Annotated in this window: 15 protein-coding genes; 10 read left to right on the forward strand and 5 right to left on the reverse strand. The window is 34.9% G+C overall.

The annotated features are described in order from the left end of the window. Window positions 1–263 precede the first annotated feature (263 nt). Window positions 264–2,174: a fumarate reductase/succinate dehydrogenase flavoprotein subunit gene (locus tag NJT12_RS16945; RefSeq protein ID WP_271337116.1), complete on the forward strand. Its 1,911-nt coding sequence runs from the start codon at window positions 264–266 to the stop codon at window positions 2,172–2,174. 16 nt (window positions 2,175–2,190) lie between these two features. Next, entirely contained in the window at window positions 2,191–2,937 is a 747-nt protein-coding gene (locus NJT12_RS16950) for a succinate dehydrogenase/fumarate reductase iron-sulfur subunit (protein ID WP_271337117.1), read from the forward strand. A gap of 174 nt (window positions 2,938–3,111) precedes the next feature. Here the strand turns inward: NJT12_RS16950 and NJT12_RS16955 are convergent, their stop codons facing one another. From NJT12_RS16955 to NJT12_RS16965, 3 genes are all read right to left on the reverse strand, one after another. Then, entirely contained in the window at window positions 3,112–4,437 is a 1,326-nt protein-coding gene (locus NJT12_RS16955) for a S41 family peptidase (protein ID WP_271337118.1), read from the reverse strand. A gap of 2 nt (window positions 4,438–4,439) precedes the next feature. After that, window positions 4,440–4,880: a MarR family winged helix-turn-helix transcriptional regulator gene (locus NJT12_RS16960; RefSeq protein ID WP_271337119.1), complete on the reverse strand. Its 441-nt coding sequence runs from the start codon at window positions 4,878–4,880 to the stop codon at window positions 4,440–4,442. 253 nt (window positions 4,881–5,133) lie between these two features. Further along, a complete protein-coding gene (locus NJT12_RS16965; protein WP_271337120.1) occupies window positions 5,134–5,883 on the reverse strand; it encodes a 4-hydroxy-tetrahydrodipicolinate reductase in 750 nt (249 codons plus the stop codon). Between the two features lie 469 nt (window positions 5,884–6,352). Here NJT12_RS16965 and NJT12_RS16970 point away from each other — a divergent pair, with 469 nt between their 5' ends. The 5 genes from NJT12_RS16970 to NJT12_RS16990 all read left to right on the forward strand — a co-directional run bounded on the left by NJT12_RS16970 (window position 6,353) and on the right by NJT12_RS16990 (window position 12,836). Beyond that, window positions 6,353–6,703, forward strand: coding sequence for a hypothetical protein (locus NJT12_RS16970; protein WP_271337121.1), 351 nt, complete (start codon window positions 6,353–6,355; stop codon window positions 6,701–6,703). A gap of 291 nt (window positions 6,704–6,994) precedes the next feature. After that, a complete protein-coding gene (locus NJT12_RS16975) occupies window positions 6,995–7,690 on the forward strand; it encodes an ABC transporter ATP-binding protein (protein ID WP_271337122.1) in 696 nt (231 codons plus the stop codon). A 28-nt stretch (window positions 7,691–7,718) separates the two neighbouring features. Beyond that, the gene (locus NJT12_RS16980) at window positions 7,719–10,013 is read left to right on the forward strand and encodes a TonB-dependent siderophore receptor (protein ID WP_271337123.1); all 2,295 of its coding nucleotides are present in this window, start codon (window positions 7,719–7,721) and stop codon (window positions 10,011–10,013) included. 5 nt (window positions 10,014–10,018) lie between these two features. Further along, window positions 10,019–11,470, forward strand: coding sequence for an ABC transporter permease (locus NJT12_RS16985; RefSeq protein ID WP_271337124.1), 1,452 nt, complete (start codon window positions 10,019–10,021; stop codon window positions 11,468–11,470). Between the two features lies 1 nt (window position 11,471). After that, window positions 11,472–12,836, forward strand: a complete 1,365-nt coding sequence (locus NJT12_RS16990) for a DUF3526 domain-containing protein (RefSeq protein WP_271337125.1) — start codon at window positions 11,472–11,474, stop codon at window positions 12,834–12,836. Window positions 12,837–12,966: 130 nt separating this feature from the next. On the opposite strand, the gene NJT12_RS16995 is transcribed toward NJT12_RS16990, so the two are convergent. Next, window positions 12,967–14,898 (reverse strand): glycoside hydrolase family 97 protein, encoded by a 1,932-nt coding sequence (locus tag NJT12_RS16995; protein WP_271337126.1) that lies wholly within the window; start codon window positions 14,896–14,898, stop codon window positions 12,967–12,969. A 153-nt stretch (window positions 14,899–15,051) separates the two neighbouring features. Then, a complete protein-coding gene (locus NJT12_RS17000) occupies window positions 15,052–16,074 on the reverse strand; it encodes an aldose epimerase family protein (protein WP_271337127.1) in 1,023 nt (340 codons plus the stop codon). A 319-nt stretch (window positions 16,075–16,393) separates the two neighbouring features. On the opposite strand from NJT12_RS17000, the gene NJT12_RS17005 reads away from it, so the two are divergent. The 3 genes from NJT12_RS17005 (at window position 16,394) to NJT12_RS17015 (ending at window position 22,191) form a co-directional block, all read left to right on the forward strand. Then, window positions 16,394–17,323: an AraC family transcriptional regulator gene (locus tag NJT12_RS17005; protein ID WP_271337128.1), complete on the forward strand. Its 930-nt coding sequence runs from the start codon at window positions 16,394–16,396 to the stop codon at window positions 17,321–17,323. Window positions 17,324–17,451: 128 nt separating this feature from the next. Further along, on the forward strand, window positions 17,452–18,861 hold the full coding sequence (locus NJT12_RS17010) for a sugar porter family MFS transporter (RefSeq protein WP_271337129.1): 1,410 nt from the start codon (window positions 17,452–17,454) through the stop codon (window positions 18,859–18,861). A gap of 18 nt (window positions 18,862–18,879) precedes the next feature. Continuing rightward, on the forward strand, window positions 18,880–22,191 hold the full coding sequence (locus NJT12_RS17015) for a DUF5107 domain-containing protein (protein WP_271337130.1): 3,312 nt from the start codon (window positions 18,880–18,882) through the stop codon (window positions 22,189–22,191). Window positions 22,192–22,352: the final 161 nt, after the last annotated feature.

The raw sequence follows: 22,352 nt of genomic DNA on the forward strand, positions 1-22,352 counted from the left end.
ATCCTGAAGGTTTGGGACAGTTGGATTTAATTTTTAACGATAGAGAACCACGGAGTTCGAAATCTATATTCGCTATTATGAAGCCCAGGTTTAAGAAATGATGATTTTGCAGCAACCTGCTTCCTCTTTCAATTTTAAATGCATCTATTTGTTAACTTTTTTTTCATTTATCCTTGAATTTAAAGACATTCACTCTGATTTAATTCATTTTTTTGTAGTAAATTACAGCTTCTTAAGATAAGTTTCATTTTAAACAAACAAAAATGACAGACTCAAAAATACCTGAAGGCCCGCTTGCAGAAAAATGGAATAATTATAAGGCAAAAGCTAAACTTGTAAATCCTGCCAACAGAAAAAAACTGAACATTATAGTTGTAGGAACTGGTCTTGCAGGAGCTTCTTGTGCCGCATCATTGGCTGAACAAGGCTATAATATTCAGTCATTTTGTTTTCAGGATTCTGCAAGAAGAGCACATTCTGTAGCTGCACAAGGTGGAGTCAATGCTGCAAAAAACTACAAAAATGATGGTGACAGCACGTACAGAATGTTTTATGATACTATAAAAGGCGGCGATTTCAGATCTCGTGAAGCAAATGTTTACCGTCTGGCGGAATGCTCTGCCGCTTTAATCGATCATGCTGTTGCTCAGGGTGTTCCTTTTGCCAGGGAATATGCCGGATATCTTAATAACAGGTCGTTTGGTGGTGTTCAGGTTTCAAGAACGTTCTACGCACGTGGACAAACCGGACAACAACTTTTACTGGGTGCTTATCAAGGTTTATTGCGTCAGGTTTCTTTAGGAAAAGTGACTATGCATACACGTCACGAAATGCTGGAATTGGTAGTTATAGACGGGAAAGCGAAAGGTATTATTGCCCGAAATCTTGAAACCGGAGAACTCGAACGTCATATTGCAGATGCTGTGGTTTTAGCTTCAGGAGGTTACGGAAAAGTATATTATCTTTCTACACTTGCCATGGGCTGTAATAGTTCAGCAATTTGGCGGGCACATAAAAAAGGCGCTTATATGGCAGGTGTAAGCTGGATTCAGTTTCACCCTACTTCGCTTCCGCAACATGGAGAAAATCAATCAAAACTTACCTTAATGTCAGAATCGCTTCGTAACGACGGGCGAATTTGGGTGCCAAAAGCCGCCGCAGACGACAGAAACCCAAATACAATTCCTGAAGAAGAAAGAGATTATTATTTAGAACGTAAATATCCTTCTTTTGGCAATCTGGCTCCACGCGATATTTCGTCAAGAGCGGCAAAAGAACAAATTGATGCCGGACATGGCGTTGGACCAATGAAAAATGCTATTTATCTTGATTTTTCGGATGCCATTAAAACCCAGGGAAAAGATAATATTGAAGCTAAATACAGTAATCTTTTTGCGATGTACGAAAAAATTACAGGGATCAATGCTTACAAAGAACCCATGTTAATATCTCCATCGGCACATTTTACAATGGGCGGACTTTGGGTAGATTATGAATTAATGACTACAATTCCGGGTTTATTTGCTTTGGGAGAAGCAAACTTTGCTGATCATGGCGCAAATCGACTGGGTGCCAACTCATTGCTTCAGGCTTGTGTAGATGGCTATTTTATTGCTCCTTACACGATTCCGAATTATCTGGCAGGAGAATTAAATGCTCCTAAAAATACAATTGCCCATCCTGCTTTTGATGAAGCCGAAAAAGCTGTAAGAGCACAATTAGATAAATTCCTGAACAGTAAAGGAACACTTTCAACAGATCACTTTCATAAAAAAATAGGACGATTGCTTTATGAAAAATGTGGACTTTCGAGAAGTAAGGAAAAACTCGAAGAAGCGTTAGATGAAATCAAACTTCTAAAAACTTCTTTTGAAAAAGACTTGCTCATAACAGGAGATGATACTTTAAACAGTGAACTTGAAAAAGCCGGACGCATTGCTGATTATATCGAATTGGCTGCACTAATGTGCCATGACGCTCTGCAAAGAGAAGAATCCTGTGGTGCCCATTTTAGAGAAGAATATCAAACTCCGGATGGTGAGGCTGTTCGAAATGATGCTGATTTTTGTTACGTATCGGCTTGGGAATGGAAAGGCGCTGCACAAAAACCTGAATTACACAAAGAACCGCTCGTATTCGAATCGGTTGAACTGGCAGTTAGAAGTTACAAATAATCAAAAGCTTAAGAATATGAAACTATATCTTAAAATATGGCGACAACTCAATACTTCTTCTAAAGGAGAAATGGTAAACTACGAAATTGACGGGGTTTCTGAACATATGTCTTTTCTGGAAATGCTCGATCTTTTGAACGAATCGCTCATTCAGAAAAAAGAACGTGTCATTGAATTTGATCATGATTGCAGAGAAGGTATTTGCGGACAATGTGGCGTTATGATTGACGGAAGAGCTCACGGACCATTAAAGAACACAACAACATGCCAGCTTCATATGCGGAGTTTTAAAGATGGAGATACTATTTATATTGAACCCTTTCGTGCAAAAGCATTTCCTATTTTAAGAGATTTAAAAATTGATCGTTCTGCTTTTGATTCTATTATTGAATCCGGAGGTTTTATTGGCGCTTCAACTGGTCAGGCACCGGAAGCAAATAGTATTCCTATCTCTTACGAAACTGCTGAAGCTTCTTTTGATGCTGCGGCTTGTATTGGTTGTGGTGCTTGCGTGGCAACTTGTAAAAATGCCAGTGCTGCCTTGTTTGTTGGTGCTAAAATAACACACTTGGCTTTACTTCCGCAAGGAAAAATAGAAGCATCAAAACGGGTTTTAACAATGGTTCAGCAAATGGATGCTGAAGGTTTTGGAAATTGTTCTGATACAAGGGCATGCGAAATCGAATGTCCGCAAGGAATTTCTATCCTTTCGATCGCCAAAATGAATGCGGAATATACTAAGGCTTTGATTTTTAGAAAGTGATTTGTACTTAAAAAAAAGAATCTAGCAAAGTCGAAAAGTCGCAAAGTTTTGAATAGACTCCAGCTTTAGCTGGAGTTTAATAAAGGTCATTGGAAAGGCTTTAGCCAAATGTCGTTTTTTGGCTAAAGCCTTTTTCTATAATTATTATAATTACTAGTCAATAGACACTAATCGCTACTCTTTTTTATAGAACTTATCCTGCCCAACCTGATAAATTCTTTTAAACCCTGTTACTACACCATTTTCAGAAACAATTTGTATACGGAAATCATCTATTCCATCCAGCAGAAATAAATCCTGATCCAAAGGAATCAGTAATAAAGTTGCTATATTATTCCATTTGTAATACAAATTGTTGTTTTCAAATTTCAGTTCGACTTTCCCATACTTTCCTTGGTAAGATTTTAAAATTTCATCAGTAACACTTGCCTTTTTTTGTCTGTTTTTAATGATAGGAATATACCAATCGAGATTGTTTTCTAAATCTTTGCTTTTTGATGAAAGCTTTTGCAAAGCCAGTATATGAGATGTATTTATAGCTTCTTCGCTTTTGCACAAAACATCGGGCATCACGCCTTTTCCTTCAAAATCTGTATTTGTAATAGGGTCGTTGACTTCTCCAAAAGGGATATTTACAAAAAAACCATTTGGTAATACCTTTCTATCAATTGGATGCGCACCTCCAGCCGTTCTTTCACCAACTATAGTAACACGTTTTAAATTTTGAAGCGAGTAACTCATCCATTCAGCAGCAGAAAAAGTAGTGTTGCTTGTCAAAATATAAATATCAACATCCTCCATACGTTTTCCTGGTACAGACGGTAATAACCACATTTCTCTTTCGACTTTTTTTCTGTTTTTTTCGGTATAATAATATTTATAAAGAGGTAACTCTTTCCCTGAATAAAAATAACTGCTTAAAAACTGTCCCATCTCCATAGCCCCTCCATTATTTTGGCGTAAATCGATAATTAGCGCATCTGTACTGCTTAAAAATTGCATCGCCGATGCTGCAGTTTCACTTGCTATTGCAGGATCTTCAAAATAATCGAACTTTAGATAGCCTATATTTCCTTCTAAAATTCGTGTTTGTTGAAAACCGAAATTTTTCTTTTTAGCTTCTGCTAATTCCTCGGCCTTAATTTTTTTCTGTACCTCTTTATTCTCTTTTCTTAGATGATTTTCCGTCCATTCCGGATCATACACAACTCCAAAATGTAAATCTTTGCTAGCCTCTATAAGATCTGAGCTTAGTTTACCCGCAAATTCATTTAGTTTTACAATATCTCTGTAAACACCTTTTTTATATTTCTCATTCAGTTTCTTTTTAATCTCTCCAACTGCATTTGGTCGTATATAAAACTCCTCAAGTTGTTTGGTCAGCGAATCGATAATTTGTTTTTTACTTAATTCAGTAAGATTATGTTCTTCTTTTATATCATTTTGTGCAACCGAAATCATTGATATTGACAGCAATAGTAAAGTTAAAAGGTGTTTCATATTTACGAAGTTTTACAGTTTGAAATTATTTTGTGGAGGATTTTGTCCAGTAATTCGATTTCATCAAGCGATAATCCGTTAAGAGCTGTTTTGCGGTTAAGTTTAAAAACAGGTGCCAATAAGACAATTGTTTTTTTACCTTTTTCAGTTATGATCAGTTTAGATTTCCTTTTATCTAATTCATCCGTTTCTCTGGTCAAGTAATCTTTTTTAACCATTAACTCAATTATCCTTGTAACCGATGCATTATCCTTAAATATTAATTTTGCAATATCTATCTGAGAAATCGTCGTATTATCATTTAGAATAATAAGTACTAAACATTGATCAACTGTAATGTCATCTGCGATCTTCTGTATATTCCTTTGGCAAATTTTCCGATATTCTTTAATGGTCTGTTCTATGGTATATAAAACTGTTCCTGTTGGGGTTTTCTGAATCATATTAAACTCTTTATCTTTAAATGTATTTGATATGTCAAATATAATTATTTATTTGATATATCAAGTATATTTAAATTAATTATATAAAATTAGCGCATACAAATAAACCCGACAGGTTTTAAAAACTTGTCGGGTATTGTTTTTTTGTTATTTCAACGAGAATTTCGCGCAAAATCGCAAAGACGCTAAGGTTAAAAACTTAAAAAAGAAAAACTTTGTGCCTTAGCGTCTTCGTGGTAAACCACAAAGTAAGCTAAACAGCAAAATAAGGCGTCAATATATCTTCAAAATTATATAATCCTTTTTGTTTGTGTTCTAAGTTCTCAGCTACAAAAACAACTCCATTTCCAAAAGCTTCTCTTGAAATCGATTCATGAATTAAACGTACTGTTTGATATGGGAATCCAAATATAACTTCATGTTTTCCAACGATTCCTCCTGCCCTGACTGAATTGATGTTTTCTTTATCGATATCTAAAGCTTCGGCAATTTTTACAGCTGTTCCGGAAGTTCCTTGTTTTGTTTTAAAATGCTCCTCATTGACTTCAATATCAACCCACGGTGCAATTTTCTTTAAAAACTTAGCCGCAAAAAGTAGATAATTCACCCCAAGTGTAATATTTGGAGACCAAAATACAGTCGTTTTATGTGCTAATTTCTTTAATAACTGCAATTCTTTATCTTTATAATGGGAAATTGCTGAGATAATTTTAATGTTTCTGCTTGCAGCAAGTTCACCATAAGTATAAATACCTTCATTAGACGAAAAATCGATAATCACATCAACTGGATGTTTATCCAGTAATTCTTCCATAGTAGTTTTAGAGCTTGAATAAATTAATCCGGGTTCGTCTGACTGAATTCCAAAAAATTCGGGAACAGATCTGTGTTCTAAAACAGTACTTTGTCTTAAAACCCATTCTAAACAAAATTTTTTATTTTCAAGTAGTATTGATGCTACTGATTTTCCAGTCTTTCCAAATCCGATTAATCCTATTTTCATAATTTATTTTTTATTGAGCAGAAAGCCCGTTAGCGAAAATTGGCATTTTATGAAGCTAATGCCAAATCAAAAATTCAATTATTATCTAAGCTGATAATGATACTCTATTAGTAAAAATAGAAATATTATAACGGTCACACTAAAGATTATTGAGATTTGTAACAAAAAAGAACCTTGTTAATAGGAATAATAGTGTCAATTTCTCGAACCGAAGCATCAGAAAAAGATTTTTTTTCTATACGTTGAGGATTATACGTTAAGTTTAAAAAAAAAAAAAACTTCAAAACCTACATTTCAAGAAGTATTAGATAAGTAATTTGATGTTTCATATTGTAAAATTTTCTATTCATAATTTTAAATTATTATTCAATTCCAGTATTTTTTTAATTAAGATGCTTATATTTGCAACTAAGTTGCGTTAGTTAATAACCCACATATTCGCAATAAACAAAGGATTTCCAAAACAAGAATGAAAAAGAAAATTCTCCTAATTAATCTTTTTATGTCTTTAACCGTATTGTTCGCAATGCTGTTTCAGACGATACATTCTTACGAACACATTTACAAACAATTAACGGATAAACCTTGTGATCATCAATATGTTGATGGTCAAAAGCAAATAACACACACCCATTCTGTTGATAGTCATTGTCACGTTTGTCACTTTGCTTTTAGTACTTTTATTCCAAATTCATTTGAGACTTTATACTTTCATAAAGTAAATCCTGAAACATCTTATGTATACTTTTATACAAGAGATACATCTACATTTTTTAAAGGCAGCCTTTTTGCTCTTAGAGCACCTCCTGTCCTAATTTAGCTTACTACATTTTTATTTTCGAAAATTACTCCCTCTTACCTGTTCTCAATTGGTAAAAGGAAAATGACTGCATTTTCATTTGACGCATTCTATTCCCACAAGAAATCGTGTTGAAAAAGAGGCAAAATGTCATTCTTATTTTCAAATACTAATTAATTTCTTTCTACAGAAACAGTAGTAAACTATCCCTGTCCTCACAATTTAATTCTCTAACAGCGACTGTCACTACGACTATGACCGTCAATGCGACTGCGACTAAAAATTAATAATCATTCCAAATACATAAAAACTATGCTTATAGCTGAAAATCTGACCAAGAAATATGGCAATACTATCGCTTTAAATAAATTAAATCTAACCATTAATAAAGGCGAAATCTTTGCGCTTTTAGGTCAGAATGGTGCCGGAAAAACAACGACTATCAATCTTTTCTTAGGTTTTATAGAACCAACTGGCGGAGATCTCAAAATCAATGATATATCAGTTGTAGAAAATGCTCAGGAAACTAAAAAATATGTCGCGTATATTCCTGAAACAGTAATGTTATACCCCAATCTTACTGGTTTAGAAAACTTAAAATTCTTCTCTTCTCTTGCCGGATTTAAATATTCTAAAGGAGAACTGGCTTATTTTCTATCAAAAGCCGGTTTGCAGGTTGCCGCACATGATCAAAATCTTGGTGGATATTCTAAAGGAATGCGACAAAAAGTAGGTATTGCCATTGCAATTGCCAAAAAGGCAAAAGTACTGCTGCTTGATGAACCGACAAGCGGATTAGATCCAAAAGCTTCAAATGAATTCTCTCAAATTTTAAAAGAACTTTCCGCAGATGGAACTGCAATTTTAATGGCTACGCACGATATTTTCAGAGCAAGAGAAGTGGCTTCGCATATTGGCATCATGAAAGAAGGAAACTTAGTAACGGTAATCGAAGCTAACAAGATATCAGCAAATGAACTCGAGAATTTGTATTTACAAACAGTATAAAAGGAAGAATAATTCCATCCTCATTAAAATGAAACATATATATCCTTTTTTATTTTTAATAATTGGGACGCACTGCGTGAAATCTCAAACAATTAATAAAAAAACAACGGACACTATTACACAGGATTCCACTAAAATAGCAAAAAACGAATTGCAAACCGTAGAAATTGTTGGCCGTTCATCAAAAAAATACAATAGCGATTATTCATTTGCAGCCACAAAAACTGCAGCACTCAACAAAGATATTCCGCAATCAATATCGACAATAACAAAAGAATTAATTGCTGATAAAGGCGCATTTTATCTTGCCGATGCAGTAAAAATGGCAAGTGGCGTAATTCCGTCCAGTTACTACAATCAATACACAATTCGGGGCATTAGTCAAAACGAAGAAGGTCAGATTATCAACGGAATGCGAACACGTCAATATTATTTTCTACAGCCTTTGACTAATAATATCGAACGGATAGAAGTAATAAAAGGTCCGTCGAGTGCGACATTTTCATCTGTAGATCCTGGCGGGAGTATTAATCTTGTTACCAAAAAACCTTTGGCTGTTGATCGAAAGGAAATCAGTTTAAGTGTTGCAAGTTTTAGCACTTTACGTGGAACTTTGGATTTTACAGGACCCTTAAATGATTCTAAAACACTTTTGTACCGTGTAAACGGAGCGTATCAGGAAGCGAAATCGTTTCGTGATCTCGTTAGTAATAAATCGTTTTTGATTTCTCCTTCCTTCAGTTATATCCCAAATGAAAAAACCGCTATCAATACTGAATTGATTTTGAGCGATATGACAGGAATTCTGGACCGCGGTCAACCTATATTTGGTGCTGTTGCCGGAGTTACGAGCTTAAATAAAACACCAATAAGTTTGAATTTAGGTGCTCCTGGTGACTTTTTTAAATCGAAAGAAATGATTTTCACTACCAGTTTGGCTCATAAATTCAGCTCTAAAATTGGTTTTAATGCGCAGTACATGAAACAAACCTGGACAGAGAATCTTCAGGAACACAGAACAACAAATGGTTTTGCTGTTGATATGAACAATCAGCCGGTAACAAATTTAGCGATGATGCAATTTGTTCAACGCCAGCAATATTGGGACATTGACAATTTAAGTACGTATTTTAATTTCGATTTAAAAACCGGAAAAATCAGGCATAAATTATTGGCTGGCTATGATTTAAGCAGTTGGAACAAAACTAAAGGCGGAGGACAAAATGCTGCAAGAGGTTATTTACTAAAAGACGGAACTGTCGCTAGTGCTTTTGTTCCTGCAAATGCTGTAAATTATCAAACCACAACGATTGAAGGAGTAGTTTTGCCAAAACCAAACGTCAATTATTTTAATTTAAACAACCCAACTTACACCATAACAACTGCCAACGATTATACACTGAACGTCAGGAATGCATTACCATCAGCATTGACAACTACAAATGCTATATATATTCAGGATCAGGTTCAGTGGGAAAAATTTACTTTTTTACTGGGTGTGCGTAACGAATGGTTTGAGGACATTACCAATTACAAATCTAATAATGAAATAACGGTAAAAAAATCGGCTTTGTTGCCTCGTGTAGGTTTGACTTATGCCGTAAACAATGAAATTAATGTCTATACGACATATCTTGAAGGCTATCAGCCACAATCAAATACGGTGACCTTAATGCCGCAAACAGGAAGTTTATCTCCCGGAAGTTTGTTCGATCCTCTCAAAAGTAACTTGAAAGAAGTGGGTGTAAAAGCGACCTTCTTTAATAATTCGATGAGTTTTAATGCGGCAATCTACGAAATCAATCAGCGTAATATTTTAATGAATGCCAATGATCCGGCAAATCCTGATTTATTGGTAACCAGAGGTGCTGAAAGAAGCCGAGGTTTTGAGTGTGATCTGGCAGGTTATATCACGGCAGACTGGCAAATAAACGCTTCGTACAGTTATATTGACGCTCAAATTACCAACGATCGTGATGTGTCGTTAATTGGTGCCAGAAAACAAAATACGCCAAAAAACAGTGCCAATTTATGGACCCGTTATAATTTCAATTCTGATTCGTCTTTAAAAGATTTGGGCGTTGGTTTCGGGATGCAATATCAAAGCAGCAAAGTGCCTTGGTTTACAAGGGCTTTCACACTTCCTGATTTTATGATTTTTGATGCTGCATTGTATTACAAACCAAACAAAAGCAATATGCAAATTGCCCTAAATGCGGGTAATTTATTCAACAAAACCTATTGGTTAGGTGCTCAGAATTACTTGAGACTATTTCCGGGAGCTCCCAGAAATTTTAGCCTGACCGTAACTTATAAATTCTAATTGGGATGAAATCATTACATACTGAAGTTTTAATCGCCGGACATTTAAAGAATTCCGTTTTTAAGAATACGGCTGTCTTTATCATTACCCTTTTTATTGGGATTGTTTTACTTTATGCTGCGTTTTCTGGCTGGGAGAATTATACCAATCAAAACGAAACCAGCGAAAAATACCAACATGAATCCAGGGAAGACTGGCTTAAAAATCCTGACAAAAACCCGCACCGAATGGCGCATTACGGAAATTTTGCATTCAGAAAAAGTACACCTTTAAGTATTTTTGAATTTGGAATGGAACCGTTTTTTGGGAATGCCATTTTTCTGGAAGCGCACAAACAAAATACTGCCAATTTCTCTGAAGCCGGATTTTCGAACAGTCTGCTTCGGTTTGGTGAAATCAGTATTGCGATGGTTTTACAAATTTTATTGCCTTTATTGATCTTTTTCCTGGGATTTAATGCGGTCGCGGCCGAAAGTGAAAACGGAACTTTAAAACTGCTTTTGAGTCAGGGAATTAGCTGGAAACAATTATTAAGGGGTAAAATACTGGGAATCGTCAGCGTTATCATGCTTCTTTTTGTCCCAACCATTATTGTACTTGTTTTTATCTGGTTATTGCTTCAGAATTTCTCGATTTCTGCTGATGAAACCATTAAAATGTTTTTGTTTATTCTGTTTCATTTTATTTATCTGATTTTCTTTTGTGTGATTGCAGTTTTAGTTTCTACCACGAGCAAAACATCTAAAAAAGCTTTGATTTCATTGATTGGAATTTGGTTGGTTTTCACCATTATTCTCCCAAGAACCACGCAGGCAATTGGGGCATATATGTACGAAGCTCCCTCTAAAATTCAATTTCAGAGCGATATCGAAAAAGACATTCTAAAACAAGGAGATAGTCACAATCCAAATGATTTGCATTATAAAGCCATCAAAGATTCGCTTTTGAGTGTACACAAAGTCGATTCCGTACAAAAACTTCCTTTCAATTATTCAGGATTTATAATGAGCGAAGGCGAGAAAATAAGTTCTAAAATATACAATCAACATTTAGAAACCTTACTTCATGTCTATGAAAAACAAAACAGTTTTTCTAAGATGATTTCTCTTATAAATCCGTATATCGCAATCAAAAACCTATCGATGGGATTATCGAATACGGATTATGATTCATATATCGATTTCCAGAAACAAGCCGAAGCTTATCGCTATACTATGGCGCAAAAAATGAATGCATTGCAGGTAAAATACATTAGTAATAAAAAACCGGGACCAAACGACAAACCTTCGACTATTAATAAAGAACATTGGGCTGATGTAGCCGAATTTCATTATGAACCTAAAGGAATTTGGGACGTTTTAAAATCCGAAATTATCTCTGTAATTTCTATAACTCTCTGGATTATAATGCTGTTTATTGTTATTCGAATTGCAGCTAAAAACCTTAAAGCCATCTAATATGTTAGCATTACTTTTTAAAAATTTCATACGATCTAAGGGCACCAAAATTGGATTGCTATTTCTTTTAATCATTTGTTTTATAAGTCTTTTAATTGGACTGCAATTTCAGCAGAAACAACAAAATAATATTAAAGAAGCAGCAATTTATCAAAAGGAACACATTGCGAGAAATGCCGCTTTTCATAAAGATGAAATAGGACTCCTGCTCTATTACATCAAGTTCTCATTGGTAAATAAAACACTGCCCATAAACAGTTTGGCAATTGGTCAGCGCGATGTAAATCCGTCGATACAAAGTGTTACAATTCGGGGTCTGGAAGCTCAGAAATACGATGCCGAACTCAATAATCCTAATAATTTATTATCAGGAAATATGGATTTTAGTTTTGTACTGATTTATCTTTTTCCGCTTTTAATTATTGCATTCTCTTACAATTTGGTTTCGGAAGAAAAAGAAAGCGGTACCTGGAAAATTGTTGCAACACAAAGTCAAAACACTTTTTTATACATTCTGAAGTTATTCTACATCAGGATTCTAAGTCTTATTGCATTATTAACTATTGTACTTTTCGCCGCCGCATTGCTTCTGAATATTCCATTAAATTCGTTACTTTTTACTTTTTACGGGCTCGGAATTTTATACATTCTTTTTTGGTTTGCTATCAGTTTTTTCATTGTTTCATTACAGAAAAATTCAAACTTTAATGCTGTTATTTTATTGACAATCTGGCTATTTCTTATCATTATTTTACCTGCAACAATTAATACCTATATAGTAAATAAATATCCAATTCCCGAAGCTTTGGAATTGACCGTTAAACAGCGAAATGCCTATCATGAAAAATGGGATATGGATAAAAAAATTACAATGGATACATTCTATCAGCACTATCCGCAATTTGCGCATTATCCTTTGCCAAATACTGAATTTAGCTGGCTTTGGTATTATGCCATGCAACAAGCAGGTGATGATGATTCGGCACAACAATCTCATGAACTAGAGAACAAACTAAAACAAAGAAATCAAGCAAGTCAATTGATCGCGCAATTTATTCCTACTTTGCATACTCAGATTAAGTTGAACGAAATTGCCCAATCTGACTTAGAAAACCAGCTTTTGTTTTTGCAAGAAACGAAGCTATTTCACGAAAAAATGCGTTTGTATTTCTATCCAAAAATATTCGATAATGCAGATGTTAGCAAAGAAAACTGGTCGAAATTTAAAGTTCAAACATTTAACGATCCATCAAAAATAAACTTTGTAAAAGCATTCTTGCCTTTATTAATTTTAAATTTATTACTAATTGGCTTTGGATGGAGGAATTTTAATAGTAGAAATAATTTAAACTCGAAGTTTTTTTAACCGAAAAGCGCGCAAAGTTCGCAAAGCTATTTCAACATATAGCATTGCGAACTTTTATTTTTATAAAACCCTATAAAACAAGACTTTTTCGTGCTTTACGGTTAAAAAGACACTCAGGTTAAAAGTCTTATTACTTTATAAACTGAATAATAAACCCACCTTTAGGAGCTAGATTATGCTTCCAGTTTGAAGTTACAGGATAAGTCTGCACATTAAATTCCATTAATGGGTCTTTGCCTTCGGAGATAATCCTGAATTTCGAAAAGCCTTTGCTGTATTTTTTAAGATCTATTGCAACTGGCAATGCTGTATTAGTACCATTTATCCCTACGATGTAAGAAAGATTGTCTTTTTGACGCGCTAAAACTATTGCTTTACCCGGATCTGCAATCACATATTCTGTCTTATCCCAGGTAGCCGGCATTTCTTTTAATAAATTTTTAAGTGCATCAGGAAGTGAATTAAAAACCTCTTCTGAATCGGCAAAGTGGATAATACCTGATGTGTAAATCATAGCCATAGCCAACTCATGCGTTGCCGTGTTTAAACGCGTGTATTTTCTAAAAGTTAGCGCAAATGGTGTATAATCAGCAGGTCCTGCCACATTTCTTGTAAAGGGCAGTACTGTATTTTGTTCTGCTGCTTTCTCAGGAAATCTTGGTTCGTAAAAATAACTTTCTGTTCCTAAAATAGCTTCTGCCGTTACAAAATTTGGCCATGTTCTGTGCCATCCTCTTGGTACTGTTGTACCGTGCAGATTTACCAGTAAATGTTCTTTTGCTGCATCTTCAAAAACTCCCTGAAGTGCTGCTATAACTTCTTGTCTGTCTGAGCACCAAAAATCGATTTTAACCCCTTTTACTCCCATGTCAGCCAACTCCTTAAATCTCTTCTTTCTTTTTTCTGCATCATAATATTCTGCCGAATAACCCCACACCAATGGCTGAACTCCTTTTGATAAAGCATAATCAATAATTTTGCCTTCTTTATTGGCTTTTTCCCATCCTGCATCAAAAAGCGTATATCTAAAACCAAATGAAGCTGAAACATCTGTAAATTTATTATACATTTCAGGCGTAAAATCCTCAGGATGTGACCACCATGACCAGGCTGCTTTTCCCGGAACAATCCATGAAGCATCCGCGATTTTTGATGCCGGAGCCAAATCTGTAATCATGGTCGACAATAATATATCTCCCGCTTTATCTCCTATCATAATCACTCTCCACGGCATTGTCCATGGTAAATTTGACTCAGGATATGCGTTTTCTTTATCCGGTAAAGGCAACGTAAATTTCTCGTCTTTTTTTGCAAATGCTATGCTGTAAATTCCTCCCTTAGAGTCAGGTTGTAAATGACAACCCGGAAATGTTCCGTCTGCTCCTGATTCTGCAATTAAAACCCAGTTTTTAGTATCATTTACATTAAAAAGAGCCGGCATACACCAACCAACTGATTCATTTCGTGCCCCACTTATTGGATCGCCAGACTTTACATCAACATAAAAATCCTCATAACCGGGAGTATAATCTCCGGCTTTGTTGTAAGGCTGTAACCATCCTTTTGCATTTTGCTCAATATGAAATCCTGTCAATTCATTTTTAAGAACTCTGGATTGATTTTCTTTTTCAGTAAACTTATATCGAAAAGCAACCCCTTCTTCTCCCGCAATTAAATCTATGGTCATTAAAGCACCTTGTTTGTTTTTAAAGATTATGCTTTTACTTTTAAAAACGTGGTCAGCGACTTTATTATTAGCAACTTTAAGTTCATACTTTTCACGCTTTTCTTCAACAGGCGACACTTTTACAACTGATAAACCAGATGTAAAATCATTATTTTCGAAAGTTAGACCAAGCGGAGAATCTAAAATTATCTTTTTATCGCGACGCGTAACTTCATAAGACAACTTTCCATCTTTAGCTAACGACAATTCAATTTTGTTTAGATTGTCCTTAGACTTTAGAAAAAGTCCTTCATTTTGTGCTTTACTGCTGACCTGTACAAAAAACATTGCAGGTATCAGTAAAATTAAAGATCGATTAATAAACATTTTTTTCATTTATATGGTTTTTAGAGATTAGTTTCAATTTTATTAGTTCGCAAAGTTTTTTAGCCAAAAATTGCACGAATGAGCACGAATTAATTTGTGAAAATTTGTGAAATTAGTGGCTAAAAAAATCTTTTTTATCTGTGTAATCTGTGGCATGTTTTTTTAATTTTTAACATCAAAAGCATACGTAATCGTTTCATTATAAACCTGCCCCGCTTCGAATATAGTATTAGGAAATTGCCTGTGATTGGGGCTATCCGGATAATATTGGCATTCTAAACAAAGTCCGTCAAAAGGTTCGTAAAACTTGCTATGTTCTCCGATAGTTGTACTGTTTAAAAAGTCTCCTGTGTATAATTGCACGCCGGGATATGATGTAAACACACGCATAATTCTTCCTGATTTTTCTTCGAATAATTCACATGTAAAATCAGAATGTATATTATCATTATTAAAGATGTAATAGATGTTAAGTCCACTATTATGCATAACATCTGCTAACTTGTAGTTTATAAACAAATAAGAATCCGCATTTATAATTTTTCCTGTCGGAATATAATCCTGAGAACTTTCTACTATACTTTTTGCCTTAATCGTAAGATTGTGCTGGTATATTTTTTCCTTACAAGCCGATAAATTAAAATAAGAATGATTGGTAAAATTTAACGGAGTTGGTTCATCGGCTAAAGCCAAATATTTAATTTTCAGTTCATTTTTATCCGTCCAGTTATACACGACTTTGGTCATTAGGTTTCCGGGAAAACCACCTTCTCCACTTTTACTTTCAAGTATAAAAATGACAGTATCTTCTTTTATTATAAAATCAAATACTTTGTTGTTAAATCCTGCCGACCCACTATGATTGTTGTTTTTTCCATCGTTTTTATCGAGATAATATGTTTCATTTTCAATAGAAAATTCGGCATTATTGATTCTGTTGGCAAAACGTCCAATTGTTGCACCTATATAAGAGGTATCTTTTAGATAATCTTCTAAAGTTGGAAATCCTAAAACTACATTCTCTTTAATTCCGTTTTTATCCGGCACTATTATGGACTTTACTATGGCACCATAATTAAGAAGCTCAACGTAGTTTCCGTGACTATTTGTAAGTTGAAATTTAAAGATTTCTTTTCCATTACAAACCCCAAAAGGTTCGTATGTAATCTTATTAATAGGATTCATATTGTTTAAAAAAAATGATTAAAAAAACACTATTTTTATAGTAACCCATTGAGCGTAATTTGTAAATATTCACTTAAACACATAGAAACATAGAATTTATGTGTAACAAAGAATACAAAAGGAAACACGTTTCTATCACACAGCCAACTTTGTGTCTTTTAAATAAGTGAAACGTCTTATTCTATTTAAGAAAAAATCTATGTTTCTATGTGTTAAAAATAATTACACCCAACGGGTTATAATAGTATTTCAAAAGTACCTTTGATTATTATCATCAAAATGGACATTTTTTTTAAAAGCATGGATTAAATTACGATATTTGAAAAATAGTATCATCAAAATGAAGAATGCATCACAAAAGGAAAAAATAAAAGTTAAAGAAGGTTTTTTAGGCCAACGCATGATTGTGATTCCTAAAAACATACTTTCAAGCATTAAGAAGAATGCTCTTATATCCAGTTTATATTTTACTGATATTGGTGTTTTCCCAAATGCAAGTCATCACTCGATGAAACGAAAACACGGAAGTAAACAATACATCCTGATTTATTGTTATAAAGGCGAAGGCATTATTAGTAAAGAAAATAAAACGATAACACTCAAAGCCAATACCTTCTATATTATACCGCCGGAAGTGGCACATGATTATTATGCTTTAAAACAAAATCCGTGGAGTATTTACTGGATCCACTTTACCGGACCACAAGCCCCACATTTTTATGAAAAATTCATCACTGAATATCCAGAAACGGCTCCACAATTATCACTCGAAGAAAGACGTATCGAACTTTTTGAAAACATACTAGATATTATGGAAGACGGTTATAGTGCCAGTAATCTTGAATATGCCAATCTCTCTTTGTGGCAATTACTGAATGCTTTTTTATATGAACGATTTTTTATCAAAAAAAACAGGATATTTTCAGAGGATAATACTATAGAGTCTGCTATTGACTATATGAAAAAGCATCTTGATTTGTCTTTAAAAATCAATGATGTAGCAACTTATTTTAATTACTCTTCATCACACTTTTTTACATTATTTAAGAAGCAAACAGGCTACTCTCCTATTCATTATTTCAACTATTTAAAAATGCAAAAAGCCTGTCAGTATCTAAGCTTTACCACTATGAGTATAAAGGAAATAAGCTTTGCACTGGGCTTTAATGATCCACTGTATTTTTCTCGTCTTTTCAAAAAAGTAATGAGTGCTTCGCCCATACAATATCGCACCGAATACAAGCAGTAACGCAATTGTTTTCGTATTTTAGTATATATGCCTAAAAAATCAGATTATAATCCATCTATTCAAAAAAAATATCCATAAATCAAAGGTTCCTATTCCGCTAATTTTACAAAAGCTATTAAAACCTTTTTATGAAAAACTATAATTATACCTTTTTACTATCAATTAGCCTTGTTGCAGCATTGGGTGGTCTACTCTTTGGATACGACTGGGTTGTAATAGGTGGTGCAAAACCATTTTACGAAATTTATTTTGGCATTTCAGATTCTCCCGCTTTACAAGGCTGGGCAATGAGCAGCGCGCTTGTTGGCTGTGTTGCGGGTGCCGCCGTTGCAGGAAAACTGGCCGATACTTATGGCAGACGCCCTATGTTAATCGTTGCCGCAGTATTATTCTCTATATCTGCACTTGGTACAGGAGCGTCAGAAACTTTTACGATATTCATCATCTGGCGCATTATTGGAGGAATCGGAATTGGGATCGCATCGACTATTTCCCCTTTATATATTGCCGAAATCGCGCCGCAGGAAACACGAGGGCTTTTTGTATCAATCAACCAACTTACTGTGGTTATTGGTATTCTTGCCGCACAAATTACCAATATGGTGATTACAGAGGTTATTCCGGCAGGTTATTCTCATGCCGAAATTTTGGCTTCATGGAATGGGCAAATGGGCTGGAGATGGATGTTTTGGGCAGGATTTTTTCCGGCAGTTCTCTTCTTTATCCTAATGTTTTTAATTCCTGAAAGTCCTAGATATCTGGCTAAAAAAGGAAATCATTCTACTGCTGAAGAAACACTTACTAAAATCGGTGGATTGGTCTATGCCAAAGATGCCATTGTAAAAATAAAAGAAACCTTCTCACACGAAACCGAGAAAACCGATTTCAGAATGTTGCTGGACAAAAAAGCTTTACCCATTCTAACAATCGGGATTGTGTTGGCAGCCTTCCAGCAATGGTGCGGTATTAATATCATTTTCAATTATGCGCAGGAAATCTTCGTTTCGGCGGGTTATAGTATCAATGATTTGTTCATGAATATTGTCATTACCGGAAGTATCAATCTTATTTTTACTTTGGTTGCGATGGGAACTGTAGACAAAATTGGCCGTAAAAAACTAATGCTTTTTGGTTCCGGTGCACTTGCCGTAATTTATGCTTTATTAGGATATTTTTATTATACCAATGTTACCGGATTGCCTTTATTATTATTGGTATTATTAGCCATTGCAATCTATGCAATGTCCCTTGCTCCAATAACATGGGTGATTTTATCTGAAATTTTTCCTAACAGAATCAGAGGTGTTGCGATGTCTGTAGCCACATTTGCGCTCTGGATCGCCTCTGCATTATTGGTGCAAACATTCCCTATTTTTAACGAATACTTAGGTACATCAGGCACTTTCTGGTTGTACGGTATTATCTGCGCCTTAGGATTTGTGTTTGTATTCAAAAAACTTCCTGAAACCAAAAACAAAAGTCTTGAAGAGATTGAGGAACTAATGGTTGCTGATAAAAAATCAAAGAATATTCAATAATTTAAATTTCATTACATCATGCAAAAAGTAAATGTTTGGAAGGAAAAAATAATCCTGCCAACCTATGAGGTGGGTAAACCTGAAAAAAATCCTGTATTTATTGAGAAAAGAGTGTATCAGGGAAGTAACGGATCTGTATATCCTTATCCGGTTATTGAAAAAATCGCAGACGAAAAAGTCGACAAAGAATATCAGGCCGTTTATCTTGAAAATGAGTTTGTTAAAATAATGATCTTACCTGAACTTGGCGGACGCGTTCATATGGCATATGATAAAACTAAAGAACGCCATTTTGTGTATTACAATCAGGTTGTAAAACCGGCTTTGGTAGGTCTTACAGGTCCGTGGATTTCTGGCGGAATCGAATTTAACTGGCCACAACACCACAGACCAACCACTTTTGATCCCGTTGATTTTAACATAGAAGAACACGAAGACGGAAGCGCAACGGTTTGGTGCAGCGAAGTCGAGCGCATGTTCAGAACCAAAGGTATGGCAGGTTTCCGTTTATATCCTGATAAAGCGTATCTGGAAATTAAAGCACAATTGTATAACAGAACTTCGTTTCCTCAAACATTTTTATGGTGGGCAAATCCTGCTGTGAAGGTAAATGACGATTATCAATCGGTTTTTCCGCCGGATGTAAATGCTGTTTTTGATCATGGAAAACGTGATGTATCGTCTTTCCCTATTGCAAAAGGAACGTATTATAAAGTAGATTATTCTCCGGGAACTGATATTTCGCGTTATAAAAACATCCCTGTTCCAACATCGTATATGGCAATTGCGTCTAAATATAATTTTGTGGGCGGATACGAAAATGATTCAAAAGGCGGATTATTGCACGTAGCCAATCATCATGTTTCGCCCGGAAAAAAACAATGGACTTGGGGTCACGGAGATTTTGGTCGTGCGTGGGATCGTAACCTTACCGACGAAGATGGTCCTTATATCGAATTAATGTGTGGCGTTTACACCGATAATCAGCCTGATTTCTCGTGGATTATGCCGGGGGAACAAAAGGATTTTACGCAGTATTTTATGCCGTATCGTGATCTAGGTATCGTGAAAAATGCGACTAAAAATGCAATGGTAAATCTCGAAAGCATCGATAATAAATTAGTGATTAAAGCTTATACAACGGGTGTTTATCCAAATACAACGGTTACTTTAAAGAATAACGATACTATTTTATTTCAAAAACAATATGATGCTTCTCCGTACAATTCATTCGAAGAAACTATTAATTTTGATACTACATCTTTAGAAGGATTATCGATTTCTGTAACCGATGGTGATAATAAAGTTTTGGTAGACTGGACGTACGAAGGACCAAATGAAGACGAAATCCCGGAAGCTGCAAAACCTGCCCTTGCTCCTGAAGATATCGAAAACAACGAACAATTGTTCCTGACCGCACAGCATCTTGAACAATACAGACACGCCACTTATAGTCCGATTCCCTATTACGAAGAAGCTATTAGACGTGATGCCGGAGATATTCGTTCGAATAATGCGATGGGGTTATGGTTGATGCGAAGAGCGAAGTTTGAAGAAGCCGAGCCTTATTTTAGAGCTGCTATAAAAACGCTCACCCAAAGAAACCCAAATCCGTATGAAGGCGAAGCTTATTTTAATTTAGGATTATGTCTTAAATATCAGAATAAAAATAAAGAAGCATACGACGCTTTCTACAAATCAACGTGGAATGCGGCCTGGCAAAATCAGGGTTATTTCTATGTTGCACAACTGGATGCATTAAATGGCGATTATGAATTGGCATTAACGCATATCAAAAAGGCAATTTCTAAAAATACCGAAGATCACAAAGCGTTACATTTGCAGGTTGCATTCCTTAGAAAATTAGGACAACAGGAAAAAGCTTTAAAACTGGCGAATACTTATCTTGAAAATGATTGTTTCAACTTCGGATTGCTTTATGAGAAATATCTTTTAAGCAATGACAAAAAAGAGTTGGATTATTTCAATTCATTGATCAGAAATAACATTCATACGTATATAGAATATGCCTTAGATTATGCTTTGGCTGGTTTATATAATCAAGCTATTGGTTTATTGAGTGAAGGTCTTAAGGACGAAGAAACCTACCCTATGGCGTGGTATTACGCAGGTTCTTTTTATGAAAAATTAAATGATTTAGGTCAAGCCGAAAAATGCTTCAAAATGGCGTCTCAGGCAAAACCAGATTACTGTTTCCCAAATCAGATTGAAGCTGCTTTATTACTTCAAAATGTAATTCAGAAACAAACCAATGACGCAAAAGCATTGTATTATTTAGGAAACTTTTGGTATGCTTCAAAATTTTATGATGATGCTATATCCTGTTGGGAACAATCTGTCGCTATCGATGATACTTTCCCAACTGTACATCGTAATTTGGCTTTGGCGTATTACAATAAATTAAACAATCCGGAAAAAGCACTCTCCAGTTTAGAAAAAGCATTTTCATTGGATTTACAAGATTCGAGAATTCTAATGGAATTGGATCAATTGTACAAACGTTTGAATAGAGATTTGGTTTTCAGACTGGCTTTCTTAGAAAAACATTTAGAATTGGTGATTCAGCGTGATGATGTTTACTTAGAAAGAGTGTCTTTGTACAACCTTTTAGGTAAACACGATAAAGCGCTAACCTTATTACAAAACCGAATTTTTCACCCGTGGGAAGGCGGTGAAGGAAAAGTAAGCGGGCAATATCTTACGAGTTTAACAGAAATTGCCAAACAACAAATCTCAGAAGGAAATTACGATAACGCAATCGAAAATCTGGAACAAGCTCAATTTTATCCTGATAATTTAGGCGAAGGAAAATTACCCGGAGCGCAGGAAAATGACATTCATTATTGGCTGGGTGTTGCTTTCGAAAAGAAAAACAACTTAGAACAAGCGAATAGTTGGTGGCATAAAGCAACTCAGGGATTAGACAAACCAACGGCTGCTATTTTCTATAACGATCAGCAACCGGATAAAATTTTCTATCAGGGATTGGCTTTCTTAAAATTAAACCAACAATCTGAAGCTGATAAACGTTTTGAGAAGTTAGTCGCTTACGCAAAAAAACATCTGAACGATCATGTTACCATCGATTATTTTGCTGTATCGCTTCCGGATCTTATGATTTGGGAAGATGATCTAGACAAACGTAATAAAATTCACTGTTTGTATATGCAGGGATTAGGACTTCTGGGTCTGGATAAAAAAGCAGAAGCTGAGGAAATTTTTGAAAGTGTTTTATCTGAAGAAAAAAGTCATTCAGGCGTTACGATTCATTTGTCTTTATTGAAGAATGAGGAATCAGTTTCTGTTTAAGTTAGTAGTTTAAATATGTAGTCCTGACAGGTTTTGAAAACTTTGGTTCTTCAGTAACAAAAAAAGGTTTGATGATTAATTTCATCAAACCTTTTTGTTTTTTTTATCATAATCTTGTCATCCTGAGAATTGAATATAGCACGCGGATCGCACTGATTCGC

It is taken from the genome of Flavobacterium azizsancarii, assembly GCF_027980145.1.
In the GTDB taxonomy this organism is placed as follows: domain Bacteria; phylum Bacteroidota; class Bacteroidia; order Flavobacteriales; family Flavobacteriaceae; genus Flavobacterium; species Flavobacterium azizsancarii.

Coding starts and splice junctions, on each gene's coding strand:
- NJT12_RS17010 (WP_271337129.1), top strand. CDS start 17,452: ATGAAAAACTATAATTATACCTTTTTACTATCAATTAGCCTTGTTGCA.
- NJT12_RS17000 (WP_271337127.1), bottom strand. CDS start 16,074: ATGAATCCTATTAATAAGATTACATACGAACCTTTTGGGGTTTGTAAT.
- NJT12_RS16945 (WP_271337116.1), top strand. CDS start 264: ATGACAGACTCAAAAATACCTGAAGGCCCGCTTGCAGAAAAATGGAAT.
- NJT12_RS16995 (WP_271337126.1), bottom strand. CDS start 14,898: ATGAAAAAAATGTTTATTAATCGATCTTTAATTTTACTGATACCTGCA.
- NJT12_RS16970 (WP_271337121.1), top strand. CDS start 6,353: ATGAAAAAGAAAATTCTCCTAATTAATCTTTTTATGTCTTTAACCGTA.
- NJT12_RS16955 (WP_271337118.1), bottom strand. CDS start 4,437: ATGAAACACCTTTTAACTTTACTATTGCTGTCAATATCAATGATTTCG.
- NJT12_RS16990 (WP_271337125.1), top strand. CDS start 11,472: ATGTTAGCATTACTTTTTAAAAATTTCATACGATCTAAGGGCACCAAA.
- NJT12_RS16965 (WP_271337120.1), bottom strand. CDS start 5,883: ATGAAAATAGGATTAATCGGATTTGGAAAGACTGGAAAATCAGTAGCA.
- NJT12_RS16975 (WP_271337122.1), top strand. CDS start 6,995: ATGCTTATAGCTGAAAATCTGACCAAGAAATATGGCAATACTATCGCT.
- NJT12_RS16960 (WP_271337119.1), bottom strand. CDS start 4,880: ATGATTCAGAAAACCCCAACAGGAACAGTTTTATATACCATAGAACAG.
- NJT12_RS17015 (WP_271337130.1), top strand. CDS start 18,880: ATGCAAAAAGTAAATGTTTGGAAGGAAAAAATAATCCTGCCAACCTAT.
- NJT12_RS16950 (WP_271337117.1), top strand. CDS start 2,191: ATGAAACTATATCTTAAAATATGGCGACAACTCAATACTTCTTCTAAA.
- NJT12_RS16985 (WP_271337124.1), top strand. CDS start 10,019: ATGAAATCATTACATACTGAAGTTTTAATCGCCGGACATTTAAAGAAT.
- NJT12_RS16980 (WP_271337123.1), top strand. CDS start 7,719: ATGAAACATATATATCCTTTTTTATTTTTAATAATTGGGACGCACTGC.